This window comes from Azorhizobium oxalatiphilum, assembly GCF_014635325.1.
GTDB lineage: Bacteria > Pseudomonadota > Alphaproteobacteria > Rhizobiales > Xanthobacteraceae > Azorhizobium > Azorhizobium oxalatiphilum.
Window position 1 is genome coordinate 507,187 of the sequence record NZ_BMCT01000001.1, and the last position, 18,511, is coordinate 525,697.

The window sequence follows — 18,511 nt, forward strand, 5'->3', positions numbered from 1 at the left end:
ACCGTGAGATAATTTTCCAAAAGGCGGCGGGTCAGATGTCGGGTGAGAGCGTTCAGGGTGCGGTCACGGGCGGAACGGCAGGCGAGCGCAAGGCTGAACAGCTCGGCGCCGACCTTGGCCTCGGCGAGGGCCGCACGCTCAGCGCCCATCCGCTGCGCGCGGCGGTGATGGGCGAACTGCACGCCCGCCCCTTCTTCCCCGCCGAGACGCCGCGCCGCTTCCTGCACGTGGCCTTTCTGACCTCGCCGGCGGAAGCGCAGGCCGAGCGCGCCATGGTCACGGAGCTGTGCCACAGCCGCGGCGTGCCGGGGCCGGCGCCGGGGGCGAAATATCACCGCGTGTCCTTCGGCGGCGCCACGCTGCGCTGGGAGTCGCACGCGGAATTCTCCACCTATACGTGGGACATGCCCTCCGGCGAGGCGGTGCCCGGCCAGTTGCCCTTCCACCCCGCAGCGGCGCTGCTGGCGAGCCCGCTCACCCAGCTGCCGCAGCCCGGCCCGCTGCTGGTGGCGGTGGACCTCGACCTCGTCATGGACACCATGGAGGATGCGCAGATCGGCGGCGTGTTCGACCGCGCCAGCCTTGCCCGCTCGGACGTGAATGACGGCCGCGCCGAGATCGCCACCGACTTCAAGCCCGATCCGGCCGGTTTCGTGCGCATTCTGGTGCGCGACCGCGCGCTGGGGGCGGAGGCGGCGGGCGCTTTGGTGCAGCGTGTGCTGGAGATCGAGACCTATCGCACGCTGGCGCTGCTCGGCCTGCCGGAGGCTCAGAAGCTGGCGCCCACCATCTCCAAGATCGAGGCCCGGCTGGCGCAGGTGACGGAGGAGATGACGCGCTCCGTGGGCCTTTCCGACAATCATCGCCTGCTCGATGAACTGGTGGCGCTGGCGGCCGAGCTGGAGGCGGATACGGCGCCCTCGCTGTTCCGCTTCGGCGCCAGCCGCGCCTATCAGGAGATCGTGCGCCTGCGCCTCGCCACCATCCAGGAGGAGGCGGTGCAGGGCTATCCCACCTGGCAGCAGTTCCTCGACCGGCGGATGGCGCCGGCCATGCGCACCTGCCAGTCGGTGGAGGAGCGGCAGGGCAACATCGCCGCCAAGCTGGTGCGCGGCGCGGACCTGCTGCGCACCCGCGTGGATGTGGAGCTGGAACGGCAGAACCGCGATCTGCTCGCCTCCATGAACGACCGCACCCGCCTGCAGCTGCGCCTGCAGCGCACGGTGGAAGGGCTGTCGGTGGCCGCCATCTCCTATTATGTGGCGAGCCTCATCCATCTGATGGCCGAGGGCATCCACGAGAGCGGGGTGGACGCGAAGTTCGGCGTGCACATCAATCCGGGCGCCGTCACCGCCGTCGCGGTGCCGGTTGCAGTGCTAGCGGTATGGTGGGTTGTGCGTCGTGTTCGAAGCGCGCATGGCGAGCATGATTGACGCGGGGGCCGAATACTGGCGAAATGAGGGCAATGGGCAAGGGCCGTCCGGCGTGATCGGAACGTCCACCCTGCACCAAACGACCCCGCCGCCAGCGTAGGCAGTGCGTAGTCATCTGGCGTTCGATCCACAGGCAACCTGCACAGGACAGGGAACCCGGACCGGCGGATGGGGTTTGAGCGGGATGCGGCTACCGGCCGCGTTCCGTCGCCGCTCCAGTGGCCTATCCTTGGCCGCATCTGTGGCCGTACCCATCATGGGGCGGGCATGCCGCATGTTGCTCGACCCTCTGTCAGGCCGGGCGCGGCATGGGTTCGCCGCCTTCAGTCCACCGCAATTCGAGGGGATCCGCATGGACTACGAAGCCGAGTACGACAATCGTGCGCGCGTTCCGAACCATTCCGAGATCATTGCCGACTGGATTGCCCAGTCCGCCCGCCTGCGCGGCGATGTGCCGGCCGCCGATATCGGCGTGCCTTATGGTCCGTCGTCCCGCCAGTCACTCGATATTCTCTGGCCCGATGCCACGCGTCAGGCCCCCATCGTGCTGTTCTTTCATGGCGGCTACTGGCAGCGCCAGCATCCGCGCGAGGTGAGTTTCGTGGCGCAGGGTTGTCTCGCCCACGGGGTGGCCATGGCGCTGGCCGGCTATGATCTTGCCCCGCATGTTCCGGTGGGCAACATCGTGGCCCAGGCACGCGGTGCGGCCGTATGCCTGCATCACCGCGTCAAGCGCCGCATCGTGGTGAGCGGCCACTCAGCGGGCGGGCATCTGGCCGCCGCGCTGACCGCCACCCGCTGGCACGAGATCGACCCGCGCAGCCCCGATGACATGGTGACGGCCGGTCTCGGCCTTGCCGGCGTCTATGAGCTGGCGCCGCTGCTCTCCACCCGCCACAACGAGGCGCTGCGCCTGTCGGAGAGCGAAGCCGACCGGCTGTCGCCGATCCACTGGAGCGTGCCTGCCGGCCGCCGCTTCTCCGCTTATGTGGGGGCCGAGGAAAGCGGCGAGTTCCGCCGCCAGAGCCATGATCTCGCCTCCGCATGGCGGGCGCAGGGCATCGAGGCCGACAGCGTGGAAGTGAAGGGCGCCAACCACTTCACCGTCGTGAACGAACTGGCAGACCCGACCTCGGCCATGGTGGCGCGGCTGGTGGAACTGGCCAACGCCTCGGAAGAGCGCGCCGAACTGGCGGCTTGAGAAATCGCGGGCGCGGCGGGCGGCGTGGGCCGTCCGTCACGCCTGCTGAGCGATGGATCAAGCGATCGTCATGCTGCGGGGAATATAGAAGTAGCCGCCGAACTGCGTATATCGGCCCCGGCTGCATGTCTGCGGGTCGGTGATCAGATGACCGGCGTTGTCATACATCGTTGCCCGGGTTCTTCCGGGCTTGTGACCCCAGCGCCCCCGCGTCAGGCGTCGGTACCAGTGATAATCCCAATGTCGTGCGTTATCCGGATAAGTCACCAGCGCAACCAGCCAGCGTGGTTTCTCAAGGATAGAACAGCAGTCCGACGTGGTTCGGGCTCCGTCCACCATGGCATTCAAAGTCGTTGATGCCAGAGTGTCGTAAAGCGTCATCCCGTTGATCTGACCTGGTTGTGGTCGCGTGTCTGTTCGTCTGTTGCAGGCATACGCATAGCAGTTGTTCCGCCGGATGACATTGGGGTCGTTCCAGTAGTCCGGCATGAACGGCCCGATCTCGGCCCGGCATCCGGCGACACGTAGCTGTCTCAGGTCGGCGTTACGAACATCGGCCCCGGGGGCAATCTCATCGAGGGCGTTCCGCATATCGTCTTCCGGCTCGTCATCCGGCTCGCCTTCGAGCGTTCCGAGCGGTGTATCGCCGGGTTGAGGTTTGCTGTCGGTGGCTCCGGCGTCGGTCGCTGGCATGAAGGGGATTTCGGCGAGTTCCTCCAGCGCGACAGCCGGATGACCGTCGAGAACGGGTGCGGCGGTCAGGAGGCGGCGCGCTATGGCTCGGCTGGCGTCCGGATCGGTTGCCTGGCCATCGCCGATGCGAAAGATGTGAGGCAGGCCATAGTCTTTGGCGCGTGCGCTATCGCCGATCTGGACTTCCAGACCCCGAAAGCCAAGCCGAGATGGGCCTGGAGCGGTGCTGAGAGCGGACCTGCCTGCGGTGAATTCGGCCAGAAGGGCGCGAGCCTGCTCATCCGGAAGTTCCCAGGAGGGATTATGTCGGCCGGAGAACGTGTCGATTTCGATGCGGATCACGATGGGCTCCAGAATGCCGCATGTGTGCATATGCGGATGACGAAAGGGAAAGGGCCCAGGGGCTTTGGCGACCGGGGCGGCTGGTCCACACATGCTGCCGTTGGCGCTCCCGGAATTCTGTACCAACCGCTACTTGAAGCTGGGCGTTTCCCATGCCGGCAGGTGCCGATGGGCGGGTCGTTTCCCATCGGATGAAATTTCCGGGTTCCCGCGCGGCGGCTGGCGCTTTAGGACAGGGAAAACCAGCCGCGTCGGAGTTCCCATGCAGCCGATCCAGATCGCCGTCGTTCCCGTCACGCCCTTCCAGCAGAACTGCTCCATCCTGTGGTGCACGGCCACCATGAAGGGGGCGGTGATCGATCCCGGTGGCGACCTGCCGCGCATCCGCGAGGCGCTGAAGGAAACCGGCGTCACGGTGGAGAAGATCCTGCTCACCCACGGCCATGTGGACCATGCGGCGGGCGCGGCGGAACTCTCCGAGACGCTGAACGTGCCCATCGAGGGGCCGAACGAGAAGGATCAGTTCCTGCTCGACGCGCTGGTGGACTCGGCCGCCCGCTTCAACATGGAGGGCGCGCGCACCGTCACCCCCGGCCGCTATCTGAAGGAAGGCGATCAGGTGCGCGTGGGCGAACTGGTGCTGGATGTGCTGGACGTGCCCGGCCACACCCCCGGCCATGTGGTGTTCGTGCACAAGCCGACCAGCATCGCCATCGTAGGCGACACGCTGTTCCGGGGCTCGGTGGGCCGCACGGATTTCCCCTATGGCGATCCCGATCTGCTGATCGCAGGCATCAAGGCCAAGCTGCTGCCGCTGGGCGACGGCGTCGTCTGCCTGCCCGGCCACGGCCCCGTGACCAGCATCGGCGACGAGAAGACGGGCAATCCGTTCCTCAACGACTAGAGCCGGATCGGGTCCGCAGCCCGGATGGCATCGCGATCCGGGCTGCTGCCGTCTCTCAGGGCCGGATGGCCCAGTCCTCCACATCCAGCGTCAGGCCGTGCTCGGGATCGAAGCAGGCGTCGGTGGCGATGTGGAACAGGCTGTCGCCGCGCACATATAGGGCGCAGCGCTTGCCGATGAGGCGCCAGATCTCCGAGGGCGCCGCGATGGGCGGGAAATGGTCCGCCCACTCCTTCTTCTCTTCCCCCTCCATGGCCTCGAAGTCCGGATAGAGGCGCTCGGTATAGAGACGGAAGACATAAGCCTCGAACGCCGCGCGGAAGCCGGTGTTGCCGATGATGTCCTTGAGCAGAGCGATCCGGGCCAGGGTCAGGGCATCCTCGCGCCCGTCCACCTCGATACTGAACGCTCGCTCACTCCACGCCGGCGTCACCTTCTTCTTCAGCTCCCAGTGATGGCCCGAGAAGGTGGCGGTGCCGACATCCCTGATCTTTACGTCGGCGATGCTGGCGTCGTGCCGGCGCACCAGCGTCCAGCCGTCCTTGTCCCGGTGCAGGAGATAGGTCTCCACCAGCTTGTGGCCGTCGCCCACGCGGCTCTCCACCTTCACCAGATGGTAGCCGTGCTTGCGCCGGCCGAGCGCGGCGGCGTCCTCGAATGGCTCAGGTTCCGCGATGCGCACGTCGCTCCGCCGGAGCGGCCCCGGCGCCCAATAGGGGTTTTTCGCCAGCGTAGTGGCGAAGTTGGCTGCCTCAGCGGCGAAGGTTGCCGCATCCACGATGCGCGCGCCATTCACTCGCACCTGATATTCGGCATTGCGGGCGCCATCGAACAGGAAGGCGTCGGGCTGGTCGAAGAAGGCACGCAGCAAAGTGTCCGGCTCCCCCGCCGTGGTCGGAGCAACGGCGGGGGCGGCGAGATAGTCCGCCAACAGGCGGTCGAACAATTGCTCATTGTTCTTCTGCGCAACAGGCCCGAGCTTTTTCTCCGGCCCGATCTGCGTGAGGAAGCCTGACAGGTCGTCGGCGAGGCGCAGCGGCTGCGGCGGGGTCTGGTCCTCGAAATGGCCGATGGCCCGCACCGCCCAGATGGCGCCGGCGTCCTCCGCATTCAGGCTCACCACGAGGCGGAAACGGGCCTGCGGCGAGCCGCCCTTGGCCTCACCGAAGGGGAAATAGAGCGCGCGCTCGCCCGGCAGCAGGGCGCTCTCGGGGCTGGCGCGGAAGGCATCGTAATGGCGCAGCGAGAAGGTCTCGTGCTCGGCCGCCTCGAATTCCGGCGCATAAAGATAGTCGCCTTGTCGGATCAGCAGGGTGCGATGGCCCGACTTCAGCTTTCGCCAGCCCACGTGCGCCAGATACCAGCGCATGTCGTCCGGCAGCCGGGCACCGATCCGCTCCTCCAGCTGTACGAGGTCCGCTTCCGCATACTGGAACGGCGTGGCGGGATCCTTTTCGAGCGGCAGGGATGCGGCGACGGTCTCGATCTGCAAGACATACCTCCTTGTCGAACCAGCGGAAAAGCCGGAGCGGGAAGGCTAGGGGCCATTGATGCCCGGATCATGACGACGGGGCAGGGGGTGGCCGGGCGCCCGGCGCCTGCGGAACGATCCGCAGGGCCGGAGACTTGAATGTCCGGAACAGGCGGGAGCATGCGCCATGGCCTCCATCCTGCTGCAGACACTGGGCTGGACCGTCTTCCTCGGGGCGCTGATCCTGTGGCCGGCGGGCACGCTGCATTATCCCGGCGCCTGGGCCTTCATGGCGCTGTTCCTCTTCGGCGGCGGCGCCATCCTCTTCTGGCTGGGCAGATACAGTCCCGGCCTGCTGCGCGAGCGCATGCGGTCTCCCATCCAGCGCGAGCAGAAGGGGTGGGACAAGGTGTTCCTCACCGTCCTGATGGCCGGTTTCCTGCTCTGGCTGCCGCTCATGGGCTGGGAGGCGCGCCGCTCCGGCTTCCATGCGCTGCCCGCCGCCGTTGAGGTGCTGGGCGGGGTGCTGATGGCGCTCTATATGGCGGGCGTCTGGTGGACCTTCCGCGCCAATGCCTTCGCCGCCCCGGTGGTGAAGATCCAGCAGGGGCAGACGGTCATCGACACCGGCCCCTACGCCATCGTCCGACACCCCATGTATGCGAGCGCGCTGCTCTTTTTCCTCGGCCTGCCGCTGCTGCTCGGCGCGCCGTGGGGCCTCCTGGTCTCGCTTCTCCTCACCCTCGGCATCGCCTGGCGGGCAGTGCGCGAGGAGGAGGTGCTGCGCGCCAAATTACCGGGCTACGAGGCCTATGCGCAGCGGGTGCGCTTCCGCCTCGTGCCCGGTCTCTGGTAGCCGCCCTCAACCCTGCTCCGCACCCGACTGCGCCAGCGCGCCGGCCTCTTCGTTGAGCGGCTGCGCAGCGCGGCGGGGGCGGGTGAAGGGCTGCGGCGTCGGGCCGTTGGTGTGCATGAGGTCCTGGCCCGCATAGAGGCCGCTGGTCTGCTCCAGGCACAGGCGCTCGGCGTCGCGGGCGCGCAAGTCGGAGATGGTCTCCTCCGCTTCGGCGGCGGGCAGGCCGAGATATTCCAGCGCGTTCTGGCCGAAGGTGAAGGCGGATTCCAGCGTCTCGCGCATGTGGAAGTCCACCTTGTGGTTGATCAGCTCCAGCGCGTGGCCGCGATCGAAGGCGCGCACCAGCAGGCCGGCATTGGGGAAGGTCGCCTTCACCAGCTCCACCACCTTGTTGGTGGCCTCGCGATTGTCGATGCACACCGCCACCGCGCGCACCTTGCCGGCGCCGGAGGCGTGCAGCACATCGAGATTGGTGCCGTCGCCATAATAGATCTTGAAGCCGAACTTGGCCGCGGCCCGGATCATCTCCGGGTCGTTGTCGATGATGGTCACTTCCAGCCCGCGCGCCAGAAACGCCTGTGACACCACCTGCCCGAAGCGGCCGAAGCCCACCAGCAGCACCGCGCCGGAGAGGCCTTCCGGCTCTTCCAGGCCGTCGAGGTCCACGGCTTCCGCCGGCAGCAGGCGGCGGGCGGCGATAACGGTGAGCGGGGTGAGCACCATGGAGAGGATGACCGTGGAGGACATCACCGCATTGACCTGCGCATCGAAGATGCCGACTGCGGCGGCGGCGGCATAGAGCACGAAGGCGAATTCGCCGCCCTGCGCGAACAGCGCCGCGCGATAGATGGCCTCGCGCCGGCCGGAGCCGAACAGCAGCGCCACGCCGAAGATGCCGAGGCCCTTCACCACCATGTAGCCGATGACGGCCAGCGCCACGAACTGCCACTGCGCCACCACCACGGTGACGTTCAGCGACATGCCCACCGCCATGAAGAACAGGCCCAGCAGCAGGCCACGGAACGGCTCGATGTCCGCTTCCAGCTGGTGGCGGAAGGTGGAGCCGGAGAGCAGCACGCCGGCCAGGAACGCGCCCATGGCCATGGAGAGGCCGGACACCTGCATCAGCAGCGCGGTGCCGAGCACCACCACCAGTGCCGCCGCCGTCATCACCTCGCGGGCGCGGGCGGAGGAGAGCAGGGCGAACAGCGGGTTGAGCAGCCAGCGCCCGGCGGCCACCACCGCCGCTACCGCGCCCACTGCGATGGCGATCTGGGTCCAGTCGGCGCGCAGGTTTTCGCCCGTGGCGGGCGCGAGCACCGCCACCAGCGCCAGCAGCGGCACGATGGCGAGGTCTTCCAGCAGCAGGATGGAGACGGCACGCTGTCCCTGCGGCTCGGCGGTCTCGCCGGCCTCGTCGAGGATCTGCATGATGGCCGCCGTGGAGGAGAGCACGAAGCCCATGGCCGCGATGAAGGCCACCGGCGCATCGAGCCCGGCCAGCATGCCGAGCCCGGTGAGCAGCGCGCCGCAGGCGAGCACCTGTGCGGCACCGAGCCCGAAGATCTCCTTGCGAAGGCTCCACAGGCGGGCCGGTTTCATCTCCAGTCCGATGACGAACAGGAACATCACCACGCCCAGTTCGGCGAAATGCAGCACCGCCTCGGGGGCAGCGATCACTTTCAGGCCGAACGGGCCGATGGCGAGACCGGCGGCCAGATAGCCCAGCACGGAGCCCAGCCCGGCGCGCTTGAACAGCGGTGCGGCGATGACGCCCGCGCCCAGAACGGCGACGATCTGCACCAGCTCGAAGTTCGATGCCTCGGCCATGGGCCCTCTCCTTGCGATGCAACAACTGTTCTGACCTAGCGTGACACGGACGCCGGGGCGAGCCTTAATGGTCGGGGTGTGGACATTTCCGGCGGGCTTTGCCCTCACGAAAGCGTAAGCGGAGCCTTGCTGCGCCAGCATGGGCGCGGCTTTCCGGTTTCCGGGGACGGGGGATGGCCGCGCGGAAGTGATTGGTGCAAGCTCAGGCGCGGGCCCTATGTTTCGCGCGCGTGGAACCCGCGTACCCTGCGCCGGTTGACGCGCATATCCCCTAAAGCCCTGACCTCAATACGCGGAGAGCAAGAGATGACCGCAGCGGACATCAAGCGGCGCACCCTTCTGGCAGCCGGCCTCGGCGCCGTCGCGGCACCCGCGATTCTTTCGGGCACCCGCAGCGCGCAGGCGCAGGCCACCCCCGCCGCCAAGCCGGCTGATGCGCCGGAGATCAACCAGTTCAAGCTCGGCAGCTTCAAGTTCACCGTGGTCCGCGATGGCCTCAACACCATCGAGAAGCCGCAGGGTACGTTCGGCACCAACCAGTCGGTGGAGACGGTGGATGCGCTGCTCAAGGCGAACTTCCTGCCCACCGACAAGTTCGTGAATACCTACTCACCGGCCCTCATCGACACCGGCTCGGACGTCATCCTGGTGGACACCGGCTTCGGCGCGGCCAGCAAGCCGCGCGGCACCGGCCGGCTGCTGGATGGACTGAAGGCCGCCGGCTATGCGCCGGAGGACATCACGGTGGTGGCGCTCACCCACATGCATGGCGACCACATCGGCGGCCTCATGGCGGACGGCAAGCCGGTTTTCTCCAAGGCCCGCTATGTGGCCGGCAAGGCGGAATACGACTTCTGGACCAGCAAGGACCGCGCGGGCACGCCGGCCGAGGGCAATGCCAAGGCGGTGGCCGCCAATGTGGTGCCGCTGGCGGAGAAGATCACCTTCATCGGCGAGGGCGGGCAGGTTGCGGGCGGCATCACCGCCATGATGGCCACCGGCCACACGCCCGGCCACATGGTGTTCAACGTGGAGAGCGGCGGCAAGCGCCTGCTGCTCTCCGGCGACACCGCCAATCACTACATCCTGTCGCTGCAGCGTCCGGACTGGGAAGTGCGCTTCGACATGGACAAGGCGCAGGCCGCCGCCACCCGCAAGAAGGTGTTCGACATGGTCGCGACCGACAGGATCGCCTTCCTCGGCTATCACATGCCGTTCCCGGCGGTGGGCTTCGTGGAGAAGCAGGAAACCGGCTACCGCTTCGTGCCGAAGAGCTACCAGTTCGACCTGTGAACCCGTCATAGCCTTCAACAAGACGATCACGCCCCGCCTCGTGCGGGGCGTTTTTGTTTTCAAAGGCTCAGAGGTTGCTCAGATTGAGCTGGCGCAGCAGCGGCAGGAGCTGGTCGCGCGCCTGCTGGCGATGGGCGCGGGCGGCGCGGTCGGCAGCCTCCGCATCGCCGGCGAGGATGGCGTCGGTCAGCGCCTGATGCTCGACGGCGGAATGGGTGGGCAGCGGCCGCAGGTTCAGCGTGAACATGCGGGCGCGGTGCAACTGGTCGGTCACGGTGCCGACGATGCGGCTGAGGCGCCCGTTCCGGCAGTCGGCAGCCAGCGCATCATGGAAAGCCTTGTCGGCCTGCGCCCAGGCGATGCGGTCGCCGGCCGCCAGCGCCGCCGACATGGCAGCGGTGTGGCCCTCCAGCTTGCGGGCGATGCGCGTGCGCTCGGCCTTGGGAAGAGCGGCGATGCGGGCGCCTGCCGCGCCTTCCAGCGCGCTGATCACGTCATAGATCTGGTCGATGTCATCAGGCGAGAGGCCGAGCACCACGATGCCGCGCTTGGGCAGGATGCGGACGAAGCCCTCCTCCTGCAGGCGGGCCATGGCCTCGTGCACGGGGGTGCGGCTCATGTCGAGCTGGCGGGCGATCTCCACCTCGCCGGCCTGATAGCCGGGCGGATAGGTGTTCTCCAGCACCGCGCGCTTGATCGCCTCATAGGCCAGATCGACCAGATTGGCCTTCGCCGCTTCCGGCGGTGGCGCCGTCCTGCGCAGCGTCCGTGGCTCCGGGGCCGACCGTGCACCTTGTCCCGCCATGGCTGGTCCCGTCATGCCTGCCGTCATGTCCCGCGCTGATCCTCATGCCGTTGTAGCGCGTCGGCGGCGCTTGACAATCATCCTCCTTGCGCGCCAACTTGCATGCAAGAATAAATGCAAGACGGAAGGCGGAAACATGATCAAGGAGAGCGTCTCGGCCGGAAGGCGTGTTCGGGCGGCGGGGTTGGGCGCCGCAAGGTTTGGGCTGGCGGGCGCCGTGCTCGCGGCGGGGCTGGGCTTGCTCTCGCCCGCGCAGGCGCAGACCTATCCCACCCGCCCCGTCACCCTCGTGGTGCCGGCGGCGGCGGGCGGGCCGAGTGACACCGTCGCGCGCCTCGTGGCGCAGGCCATGACGCCGGTGCTCGGCCAGCAGATGGTCATCGAGAACAAGGGCGGAGCCGGCGGCTCGCTGGGCACCGGAGACGTGGCGAAGGCGGCGCCCGATGGCTACACGCTGCTGCTCTATCACATCGGCGTCGCCACCTTCGCGCCGCTCTATCCCAGGCTGCCCTACAAGCCTGCGGAACTCACCTCCGTGGGCCTCGTCACCGAGGTGCCCATGGTGCTGGTGGGGCGTAGCGACCTCAAGGCCAACACCCTGCCGGAGCTGATCGCGCTGGCGAAGGAGAAGGGTTCCTCCCTCACCATCGGCACGGCAGGCGTGGGCGCGGTGTCGCATCTGTGCGCGCTGCTGCTGGAGAATGCCACCGGCGCCAAGTTCGTGGACGTGCCCTACAAGGGCGCCGGCCCCGCCATGCTGGACCTCGTGGGCAAGCGCATCGACCTGATGTGCGACCAGACCACCAGCACCACCAACCAGATCAAGTCCGGCGACATCAAGGCCTTCGGCGTTACCAGCCGCGAGCGCATCGCCGTGCTGCCGAACGTGCCCACCCTCGCCGAGGGCGGGCTGAAGGGGTTCGAGATCACCGCCTGGCACGCGCTCTGGGCGCCGAAGGGCACGCCGGAGGCGATCCGCCAGAAGCTGTCGGAGGCGCTGAAAGTGGCGCTGAAGGATCCCGCTGTGGTCTCGCGCATGGCGGCGCTGGGCACCACGCCGGTCAGTGACGACCTCGCCACGCCCGCCGCGCTGGACAAGCAGTTCCAGTCCGAGATCCAGCGCCTCGGCAAGCTGCTGGAGGGCGTGGCGCCCAATTGAGGATGGCCGTCGGCATCCGCCGCCGTGCGCAAAGTATTATTGTTCCGGAGATCATCATGAAGACGTACAGGATCGCGGCCATCCCCGGTGACGGCATCGGCGGCGAGGTCATCTCTGCGGGCGTTGAGGTGCTGCATGCCCTCGCCCAGCGCGAAGGCGCGTTCGATTTCGCCGTGGATGCGTTCGACTGGGGCGGCGAATACTACAAGACCCACGGCCGCATGATGCCGGAGAACGGCCGCGACCTGATCCGCAATCACGATGCCATCCTGTTCGGCTCCGCCGGCCATCCGGAAATCCCGGACCACATCACCTTGTGGGGCCTGCGCCTCGCCATCTGCCAACCGTTCGATCAATACGCCAATGTGCGGCCCACGCGCATCCTGCCGGGCATCGGTTCGCCGCTCCGTCATGTGGCGGGCAAGGAACTGGACTGGGTGATCGTGCGCGAGAACTCGGAGGGCGAATATGCGGGCGTGGGCGGGCGGGCCCATCAGGGCCATCCCATGGAGGTGGCCACCGATGTGGCCATGTTCACCCGTGCCGGGGTGGAGCGCATCATCCGCTTCGCCTTCCGCCTCGCCCAGTCCCGCCCGCGCAAGTTCCTCACAGTGGTCACAAAGTCCAACGCCCAGCGCCATGCCATGGTGATGTGGGACGAAATCGCCACGCAGGTGGCCACCGAATTTCCCGACGTGACCTGGGACAAGATGCTGGTGGACGCCATGACGGTGCGGATGGTGATGAAGCCGGAGAGCCTCGACACCATCGTCGCCACCAATCTGCATGCGGACATCCTGTCCGATCTGGCGGCGGCGCTGGCCGGCTCGCTGGGCATCGCGCCGACCGCCAACCTCAATCCCGAGCGCGCCTTCCCCTCCATGTTCGAGCCCATCCACGGCTCGGCCTTCGACATCACGGGCAAGGGCATCGCCAATCCGGTGGGCACCTTCTGGTCGTCGGTGATGATGCTGGAGCATCTGGGGGAGAAGCCGGCCGCCGATCGCCTCATGGGCGCCATCGAGCGGGTGACGGCGGACACGCGCTTCCACACGCCGGATCTCGGCGGCAGCGCGCGCACGGCGGATGTGACGCAGGGCGTGATCGACGCCATCCACGGCGCCAACGCCTGACGCGCGGGGCAGGGCGGCTCAGGCCGCCCTGATCTCCGGGGGGCGGGCGAAGGAGACGCGGTTGCGGCCGGAATTCTTGGCGTCATAGAGGCCGAGGTCGGCGCGCTCGATCACCTCGTCCATGTCGCGGTCGCCGTTGCCGGCCAGCGCCGCGCCGATGGAAATGGTGATGGCGATGGTCTGGTCTTCGAACAGCACGGGGTCGGCGGCGATGGCGAGGCGGATGCGTTCCGCCAGCGCCAGCGTGGTGGCCTCGTCCGTGTCCTGCAGCAGCACCACGAATTCCTCGCCGCCGAAGCGGCCCACATGGTCATGGGTGCGCAGATTGGCGCGGAAGACCGCGGCCACGTGCTTGATCACCGCATCACCGGCAGGGTGGCCGTAAGTGTCGTTCACGCCCTTGAAATGGTCGATGTCGGCCATCAGCACGCCGAGCCGGCCATGGGCCTGCGCGCTCTCCAGCGCCACGTCGGCGATCTGCATGAAGGAGCGGCGGTTGAGCAGGCCGGTGAGCGGGTCGGTGTCCGCCAGCTCCTGCAAGGCGGCGATGTCCACTGCGTGCTGGCGTGAGAACAGTTCGAACCGCATCTCCGCCGAGCCGAGGCGGCGTAGCAAGGCGCGCAGCGCGGCGGAGAGGCGCAGCACTTCCTGGTTGCCGCGCTGGCGGGGCAGCATGGTGACGTGCGGATTGCGGCCGATCTCGTCGGCCGCGCGGGTCAGCCCGTCGAGCGGCCGCCCGATGCGCGTGGCAAGCCACGTGGAGAGCAGGACGCAGATCACCAGCACCACGCCGCCGAGGCCGATGATGGTGAAGGCGAGATTATAGGCCGAGGCGAAGGCGACGCCTGAGGATTGCCGGGCCACCACGATCCAGCCGAGGCCGGGATAGTCCTGCTCGCCGTCGGCGGCGGCAAATCCGGTCAGCCAGCGGTGGCCATCCTGGTCCGCCACGAAGGCGCCGGAGGGTGCGGCCTTCATGCGCGCCAGAACGTCCGGCGCGAACGGCCGGGTACCGATGCTCTGGCCGAGCAGCACCGTGCCCTCCCTGGACAGCACCATCACCTCGGTGTCGGGCCGGGCGGCGAGTGCGGTGCGGCGCAGGCCCTCCGCCCAGTCGAAGGCCAGATGGGCGCCGATGACGCCGAGCAGGCGCCCGTCGCGACTGCGGACGGGAAAGGCGATGTCCACGAAGCGGTCGGGCTCGCCCTTGTAGTCGGCGGGGCGCAGCAGCTTGGCCAGCAGCAACGCCTCGTGCACGTCGCCCACCGCGGGTCTCTTGAGCCCGTCCCTGAACCACGGGCGGGCGGCCACGGAGACGCCTTCCAGCATGCCCTTGGAGGCGGCCACAACCGTGCCGTCCGGCCTGGCGAAGCCGATCCAGGCGAAATAGTCCATGGTGGATTCGAGCTGGTCGAGCACCGCGCGCAGCTGGGCCGGATCGCCCTCCCATGTGCCCTCCATGGGGCGCATGCCGGATAGGAGCTTGATCTCGCGGTAGCGCTCGAACATGTCCATGTCGAGCCGGTCGGCAAGACCGGAGGCGGTGAGCGCCATCTCCTGCTGGATGCGCCCGGCGATCTCGGCGCCGCTCATGCGGGCCGCGGCCAGCGACACAAGTCCGAGGCCGAGCAGGCAGACAAAGCCGAGCAGGAGGGTCATCTGCTGGGCGATGGTGGTGCTGTCCTGCAGCTTGTGGATGCGATGCCGAAGCGCCTCACGCACAGGCCTCTCCCGTAACGGAAATCAACAAAAGTTAGCCTTTTCCGTCTTGTCCGCTGGCTTCGGGAGAGCGTCAAGAGATACCTCTCCCATTACGGTGGTCATTCCGCGCATTGCACGGCACCCGACTTCGCCGTCGAATGAATGCAGTGAACGCTGGATTATAAGTGGGGCTTACAGTATGAATTCCGGCATGACTGAAACACCATTGGGTTTTCTTCTCTTCGAGACCGCCCGGCTTTATCGGGCGCGCACCGAACGTGCTTTCGAGCAGGCGGGGCTCGGCATCACGTCGGGCGAGGCCCGCACGCTGGTCTATGTGCATCAGCATCCCGGCCTCAGGCAGGCGGCGCTGGCCGAGAAGATGAATGTGGAGCCCATGACGCTGGTGGCTTCGCTGGACCGGCTGGAGGCGCAGCAGCTGGTGCGGCGCGAGCCGGACCCGAGCGACCGGCGCGCCAAGCTGGTGAACCTGACGCCGGCCGCGGAGCCCTTCATCGAGCGTATCACCGCCGTCGCCGCCGCTGCCCGCGCACAGACGCTCGAGGGACTGTCGGACGCGCAGGTGGCCGCGTTCCGCGCCACGCTGGAACACATGCGGGCGAATATCGTGCGCAGCGCGCGGGCTCCGGAGGACGCATGAAGCCCGTGATGAGCGAGACCCGTACCGCGATCATCGGCGCGATGATCGTGGTGCTGGGGCCGGTCAGCCTCTCGCTCTACACGCCCGCTCTGCCGGCGCTGGTCGAGGCGTTCCACTCGACGCCCGCCATGCTGAAGACCACCCTCTCGGTCTTCTTCTTCGGCTATGCCTTTTCCCAGCTCGCCTGCGGCCCGCTCTCCGATGCCTTCGGGCGCCGGCCCGTGGCTCTGGGGTTCTTCCTCGTCTATCTCGTCGGCAGCGTGGTGGCGGCGTTCGCGCCGGACATCACCTGGCTGCTCATCGGTCGCGGCCTTCAGGGCGTCGGCGTCGCGGCGGGGCCGGCCATTTCCCGCGCCATCGTGCGCGACCAGTTCACCGGCCAGCCGTCGGCGCGGATCATGAACCTGATCGCCACCATGCTGGCCATCGGCCCGGCGCTGGCGCCCACCATCGGCGGCCTCATCCTCTCCAGCATGGGCTGGCAGCCCATCTTCATGGTCATGGTCATCTACGGCCTCGTGCTGGTGGCCCTGCTGGCGCTGGCGGTGCCGGAGACCAATGCGGCGCCGGACCCCGTGCATGTCCATCCCGCGCGGGTGCTGCGGAACTATCGCACCCTGCTCACAGACCGGGGCTTCATGCGCCCAAGCCTCGTCATCGGCTTCACGCTGGGCGGCATCTACACGCTGGCGGCGGTGCTGCCCTTCGTGCTGATCGAGCGCATCGGGCTCACGCCGGTTCAGTTCGGTCTCGCCATGGTCTGCCAGACCGGTTCTTTCATGACCGGCTCGTTCGTCACCGGGCGGCTGCTGCGCCGCGTCTCGGCGGACAGCCTCATTCCGGTGGGGCTCGTTCTGGTGCTGGTGGCGGGCGCGGCCATGGCGGTGGCCACCCGCATTTTCCCGTTCTCCGCCGTGGCGGTGATGCTGCCGGTGGCGGTGTGGGCGTTCGGCATCGCCATGCTGCTGCCCGGCGGCACCACCAGCGCGCTGGCCGGCTTCCCGCACATGGCGGGAGCGGCCTCGGCCATGATGGGCTTCATGCAGATCGGCGGCGGCCTGCTCGGCACCTCGCTCGCCAGCCTTGTGCCGAATCCGGGCGATGCCTTCACCATCGTCATTCCGTGCATGGCGGCGGCGGGCGTGGCGGCCTTCGCGCTGCTGCGCCCCGGCCGCGCGCCCGGCGGGCCGGTGATCATCTCCGCGCCGGACCTCGAAATCTCAACCGATCCCGTGGGTCTGCTCGGCGCGGCGGGCGACGAGATCGAGGCCAAGGTGTTCGACAAGACCGGCTGAGGTCCTGGATCGGGGGCCACCGGCGGTTTTCCGCCGGCGCGGGCGCGTTATTTCAGGTCCATCTTGTAGACTTCGGTCAGGCAGTTGCCGGGCCGGCCGTCGCGCAGTTGCAGCGCCCAGTGGCGGGACTGCGAGGCCACTTCCCGGCCGTTGATTTTCATGGTCAGGCGGCCCCGGCAGACGGCGCCCTTGGACGTGTCGAGCTGCACCAGAATGATGTTCTCGCCCTGCTTCAGCAGGGAGCCCATGGGCACCCAGCGGGTGCGGCTGTCGCTGTCGGCGATCTCCACCACCTGCCCGTTCACGGTGACGCGCATGGTGCCCTGCACCTGATCCACGGACACTTCGGCGGTGCGCACGCCCTTGTAGACCAGAAGATCGGAGCACATCACGCCGACGGCGGAGCAACTGAAGCCGGTGAGGGTTTCGCTCATGAAATAGCTGCCGGCGCCCAGCGCACCCACCACGCCGAGCACGGCACCGCCACGGATGGCGAGCGTCTTCGGGGAGGGGCGGGCGGCACGGGGACGGGCGACGGCGCCGTCCGCCACGACCGCGGCGGCGACTGCCGCCTTGCGCCCCTTCCGCTTGCGCAGGGAGGGCAGCCGCAGGGAAGGCAGGCGCAGCCACTTGCGGCGCGGCTTGGCCTTGGCGACGACGGGTTCGGGATGCGCCTCGGGCTCGGGGAGGGGAGTGGCGTCGGGAAGGTCGTCCTCGATGTCCATATGGTCATCGAGAAGGGCGGCCTGCATCTCCGGAACGGCGTCCGCCGCGTCGGGCTCCGGCTGGTCGCCCTTGGCCTTGGCTTCCTTGGCCTCCATCTCGGCGATGAGGGCATCCATGTCGTCGAGCTTGGCCGCCTTCGGCTTGGCGGCCTGCGCGGCCTTGGCCTCCTTCGCCTCCATCTGGGCGATGAGGGCGTCCATGTCGTCGTCCACGGAGGACTTGGACTTCTTTGCCTCTTCCTCGTCGTGCTCGAACTTCTTGACCGGCGGCGGGCTGAAGCCTTCGTCGAGCAGGGCCTTCAGGCTGCGCTTGCTGGCAGGCTGATAGTTCTGGAGCGGGGTGAAGACCTCGTCGCTGGCGGCATCGACGATCTTCTCGACCTTCTCCACCTTCTCGGGCGCAGCCTTCTTGCGCGGGGGCGGCGAGAAGCCATCGTCGATATCGGCACTGGCGTCGGCCTTGGGCGCAGCCTTCTTGCGCGGGGGCGGCGAGAAGCCGTCGTCGATGTCGGCGCTGACGTCTGCCTCGGGCGCGGCCTTCTTGCGCGGGGGCGGCGAGAAACCGTCGTCGATATCGGCGCTGACGTCGGGCTCGGGCGCGGCCTTCTTGCGCGGGGGGGGCGAGAAGCCATCGTCGATATCGGCGCTGACGTCTGCCTCGGGCGCGGCCTTCTTGCGCGGCGGCGGCGAGAAGCCGTCGTCGATGTCGGCACTGACGTCGGGCTCGGGCGCAGCCTTCTTGCGCGGCGGCGGTGAGAAGCCGTCGTCGATGGACGCGCTGACTTTCTCCTCTGCCTTCTTGCGCGGCGGCGGCGAGAAACCGTCGTCGATGGACGCGCTGACCTTCTCCTCAGGCTTCTTGCGCGGCGGCGGCGAGAAACCGTCGTCGATGGACGCGCTGACTTTCTCCTCTGCCTTCTTGCGCGGCGGCGGCGAGAAACCGTCGTCGATGGACGCGCTGACCTTCTCCTCAGGCTTCTTGCGCGGCGGCGGTGAGAAGCCGTCGTCG

14 protein-coding genes and 1 pseudogene are annotated in these 18,511 nt (G+C 68.0%); 9 read left to right on the top strand and 6 right to left on the bottom strand.

The window, feature by feature from the left end:
* Positions 1-35: 35 nt before the first annotated feature.
* Both IEW24_RS02340 and IEW24_RS02345 read left to right on the top strand, forming a co-directional pair.
* A complete protein-coding gene (locus tag IEW24_RS02340; RefSeq protein WP_188575044.1) occupies positions 36-1,433 on the top strand; it encodes a DUF3422 family protein in 1,398 nt (465 codons plus the stop codon).
* Positions 1,434-1,785: 352 nt separating this feature from the next.
* Positions 1,786-2,634, top strand: coding sequence for an alpha/beta hydrolase (locus IEW24_RS02345; protein ID WP_188575046.1), 849 nt, complete (start codon positions 1,786-1,788; stop codon positions 2,632-2,634).
* Positions 2,635-2,691: 57 nt separating this feature from the next.
* Here IEW24_RS02345 and IEW24_RS02350 read toward each other — a convergent pair whose 3' ends face one another.
* Entirely contained in the window at positions 2,692-3,669 is a 978-nt protein-coding gene (locus IEW24_RS02350; protein WP_188575047.1) for a hypothetical protein, read from the bottom strand.
* 262 nt (positions 3,670-3,931) lie between these two features.
* Between IEW24_RS02350 and IEW24_RS02355 the strand changes: the two genes are divergently transcribed.
* Positions 3,932-4,573, top strand: coding sequence for an MBL fold metallo-hydrolase (locus IEW24_RS02355; protein ID WP_188575049.1), 642 nt, complete (start codon positions 3,932-3,934; stop codon positions 4,571-4,573).
* A 55-nt stretch (positions 4,574-4,628) separates the two neighbouring features.
* Here the strand turns inward: IEW24_RS02355 and IEW24_RS02360 are convergent, their stop codons facing one another.
* A complete protein-coding gene (locus tag IEW24_RS02360) occupies positions 4,629-6,065 on the bottom strand; it encodes an SMI1/KNR4 family protein (protein WP_188575051.1) in 1,437 nt (478 codons plus the stop codon).
* Between the two features lie 166 nt (positions 6,066-6,231).
* Between IEW24_RS02360 and IEW24_RS02365 the strand changes: the two genes are divergently transcribed.
* Positions 6,232-6,900: a methyltransferase family protein gene (locus tag IEW24_RS02365; protein ID WP_188575053.1), complete on the top strand. Its 669-nt coding sequence runs from the start codon at positions 6,232-6,234 to the stop codon at positions 6,898-6,900.
* A 6-nt stretch (positions 6,901-6,906) separates the two neighbouring features.
* On the opposite strand, the gene IEW24_RS02370 is transcribed toward IEW24_RS02365, so the two are convergent.
* Positions 6,907-8,730: a monovalent cation:proton antiporter-2 (CPA2) family protein gene (locus IEW24_RS02370; protein ID WP_188575055.1), complete on the bottom strand. Its 1,824-nt coding sequence runs from the start codon at positions 8,728-8,730 to the stop codon at positions 6,907-6,909.
* Between the two features lie 306 nt (positions 8,731-9,036).
* Here IEW24_RS02370 and IEW24_RS02375 point away from each other — a divergent pair, with 306 nt between their 5' ends.
* Positions 9,037-10,023 (top strand): MBL fold metallo-hydrolase, encoded by a 987-nt coding sequence (locus tag IEW24_RS02375; protein ID WP_188575056.1) that lies wholly within the window; start codon positions 9,037-9,039, stop codon positions 10,021-10,023.
* Positions 10,024-10,090: 67 nt separating this feature from the next.
* Here IEW24_RS02375 and IEW24_RS02380 read toward each other — a convergent pair whose 3' ends face one another.
* Positions 10,091-10,843 carry a GntR family transcriptional regulator gene (locus tag IEW24_RS02380; RefSeq protein WP_244644106.1) on the bottom strand — a complete coding sequence of 251 codons (753 nt, stop codon included), beginning with the start codon at positions 10,841-10,843 and terminating at the stop codon, positions 10,091-10,093.
* A 121-nt stretch (positions 10,844-10,964) separates the two neighbouring features.
* Here IEW24_RS02380 and IEW24_RS02385 point away from each other — a divergent pair, with 121 nt between their 5' ends.
* Both IEW24_RS02385 and IEW24_RS02390 read left to right on the top strand, forming a co-directional pair.
* Positions 10,965-11,987, top strand: a complete 1,023-nt coding sequence (locus IEW24_RS02385) for a tripartite tricarboxylate transporter substrate-binding protein (protein ID WP_188575058.1) — start codon at positions 10,965-10,967, stop codon at positions 11,985-11,987.
* A 56-nt stretch (positions 11,988-12,043) separates the two neighbouring features.
* The gene (locus IEW24_RS02390) at positions 12,044-13,120 is read left to right on the top strand and encodes a tartrate dehydrogenase (protein WP_188575060.1); all 1,077 of its coding nucleotides are present in this window, start codon (positions 12,044-12,046) and stop codon (positions 13,118-13,120) included.
* Positions 13,121-13,138: 18 nt separating this feature from the next.
* Here the strand turns inward: IEW24_RS02390 and IEW24_RS02395 are convergent, their stop codons facing one another.
* Positions 13,139-14,842, bottom strand: a complete 1,704-nt coding sequence (locus IEW24_RS02395; RefSeq protein WP_188575062.1) for a sensor domain-containing diguanylate cyclase — start codon at positions 14,840-14,842, stop codon at positions 13,139-13,141.
* Positions 14,843-15,047: 205 nt separating this feature from the next.
* Here IEW24_RS02395 and IEW24_RS02400 point away from each other — a divergent pair, with 205 nt between their 5' ends.
* Positions 15,048-15,482: a MarR family winged helix-turn-helix transcriptional regulator gene (locus IEW24_RS02400; protein ID WP_244644108.1), complete on the top strand. Its 435-nt coding sequence runs from the start codon at positions 15,048-15,050 to the stop codon at positions 15,480-15,482.
* A gap of 8 nt (positions 15,483-15,490) precedes the next feature.
* Positions 15,491-16,777 (top strand): multidrug effflux MFS transporter, encoded by a 1,287-nt coding sequence (locus tag IEW24_RS02405; RefSeq protein WP_244644109.1) that lies wholly within the window; start codon positions 15,491-15,493, stop codon positions 16,775-16,777.
* 47 nt (positions 16,778-16,824) lie between these two features.
* On the opposite strand, the pseudogene IEW24_RS02410 reads toward IEW24_RS02405, so the two are convergent.
* Positions 16,825-18,511, bottom strand: a pseudogene (locus IEW24_RS02410) (hypothetical protein); the annotation flags it as partial.